Source organism: Synechococcus sp. BA-120 BA3 (assembly GCF_034931285.1).
Lineage (GTDB): Bacteria > Cyanobacteriota > Cyanobacteriia > PCC-6307 > Cyanobiaceae > Cyanobium.
The window spans coordinates 1-1,768 of record NZ_JAYGHZ010000160.1 but is presented as its reverse complement, the minus strand read 5'-3'; the positions used below and the strand labels follow the sequence as shown (position 1 = coordinate 1,768).

The 1,768-nt window shown below is 71.0% G+C and carries 3 protein-coding genes and 1 pseudogene; 3 read left to right on the top strand and 1 reads right to left on the bottom strand.

Going from position 1 to position 1,768, the window contains the following annotated elements:
* The 3 genes from VB737_RS06860 to VB737_RS06850 form a co-directional block, all read left to right on the top strand.
* Positions 1-590, top strand: a 590-nt coding sequence (locus tag VB737_RS06860; protein ID WP_500312181.1) for a TOBE domain-containing protein, incomplete at its 5' end; no start/stop codon positions are given.
* A gap of 48 nt (positions 591-638) precedes the next feature.
* Positions 639-875 carry a 50S ribosomal protein L28 gene (gene rpmB / locus VB737_RS06855; protein ID WP_015108262.1) on the top strand — a complete coding sequence of 79 codons (237 nt, stop codon included), beginning with the start codon at positions 639-641 and terminating at the stop codon, positions 873-875.
* A gap of 52 nt (positions 876-927) precedes the next feature.
* Positions 928-1,497 (top strand): peroxiredoxin, encoded by a 570-nt coding sequence (locus VB737_RS06850; RefSeq protein ID WP_500312180.1) that lies wholly within the window; start codon positions 928-930, stop codon positions 1,495-1,497.
* A gap of 4 nt (positions 1,498-1,501) precedes the next feature.
* On the opposite strand, the pseudogene VB737_RS06845 reads toward VB737_RS06850, so the two are convergent.
* Positions 1,502-1,768: pseudogene (locus VB737_RS06845) on the bottom strand (polysaccharide pyruvyl transferase CsaB); the annotation flags it as partial.

The following is a 1,768-nucleotide window of genomic DNA, read 5'->3' as shown; positions in this document are numbered from 1 at the left end:
CGATCGGCAACTTCGACCCCGCCGGCGCCCGGGCCCTGCTGCGCCAGCCGCGGATCATGCTGCTGGATGAGCCGATGAGCAACCTCGACGCCCAGCTGCGGGAGGAGCTGAGACCGGAGCTGCGGCGGCTGGTGTGCGGCGGGGAGCAGCCGGTGATCTACGTCACCCACGACCAGCAGGAGGCCGTGGGCATGGCCGACCGCATCGCCCTGCTCGACGGGGGCCGGCTGCAGCAGGTGGGCAGCCCGCGGGAGCTCTACGCCGATCCGGCCAACCGCTTCGTGGCTGGCTTCCTGGGGCGGCCGGCGATCAACCTGCTGACGATCGCGCCGGGGCGCCAGCTGGGCCTGCGGCCCGAGCATCTGCAGCTGGCCGAGGACGGGGCCGTGGCGGCGCGGCTGCGGCGACGCGAATGGTGGGGCCACCAGCAGCTGCTGTGGTTCGAGACCCGCTGGGGGCCGGTGCGGGTACTCGCCGACCCCGAAGCGCCCGTTCCCGCCGAGCCGCACCTGGGCTGGCAGCGGCAGCACGAGCTCTGGTTCGATCCCCTCAGCGGCGCCAGGCTCCAGGGTCAGGGGCCTGTTTGGTAAAGTCGCAGGCTGGCTCAGGCCTGCATCGTCCACCGTCGTCACATCGTCATGTCCCGGGTCTGTCAGCTCACCGGCAAGCGCGCCAACAACGGCATGGCCGTCAGCCATTCCCACGTGCGCACCAAGAAGCTGCAGCAGGTGAATCTGCAGGAGCGGCGCCTGTGGTGGGCCGAAGGCAACCGCTTCGTGAAGCTGCGCGTCTCCACCCGCGCCCTCAAAACGATCCAGAAGAAGGGTCTCGGCGCCTACGCCAAGGAGCTCGGCGTCAATCTGGCCAAGATCTGATCGGATCCCCCGGCCGGCCCCGCTAGGGTCCGGCCCTGATCGAAGCCTGGCTGTGGACCGTCGCACGTTTCTGGGGGGATCCCTGCTGGCCGCCCTCAGCCTCCTGGTCCGGCCGGCCAATGCCCGGGCCATGGGCGGCACCCTTCCGGAGATCGGCCAGCCCGCCCCCGCCTTCGACCTTGACGGGGTCGCCCCGTCATCCGATGGCACAGTCGCCCCGACGCACCTGGGCCAGGCGGACTTCCGGGGCCGCTGGCTGGCCCTATACTTCTATCCCAAGGATTTCACCAGCGGCTGCACGCTCGAAGCCCGGGGTTTCCAGAGGGAACTGGGGGAGTTCCATGACCGCAACGCCGAGGTGGTGGGGGTGAGTGCCGATGACCAGGAAGCCCACCTGTCGTTCTGCGGCAGCGAGGGTCTGGCCTACCCGCTGCTGTCGGATCCGGGCGGGGCCACCAGCCGTCGCTACGGTTCCTGGATCGCGCCTTTTTCCGCGCGTCACACCTTTCTGATCGACCCGGACGGGGTGCTGCGGGCCAGCTGGGTGGCGGTGCGTCCGTCCGGCCACAGCCAGGAGGTGCTCGCCGAATTGGATCGCCTGCAGGCGGAGACGGCGGACTGAACGGTCACCCCTTCAGGCTGTCCAGCACCGCCCGGTGCACCTGGCTCTCCTGGCGCAGGGCGGCGATGCCGGCCTGATCCGGTGGCTGGTCGAGCACGGCGGCCCAGCTCTCCTGAAGGCCTGGGGGCGGCGGAACCTCCAGGTCGTGGCAGGGGCAGCCGATTCCGGCCGCGGCGGCGGCCACCTTGGGGTCGTAGCTGAGGGCGGCGCAGGGGCTGCCCGCCAGGGCCGCCAGGATCAGCCCGTGCAGCCGCATGGCCAGCACCAGGCC

Excerpts from the sequence above, each read along its gene's own strand:
- rpmB (WP_015108262.1), top strand. The coding sequence starts at position 639 with ATGTCCCGGGTCTGTCAGCTCACCGGCAAGCGCGCCAACAACGGCATG.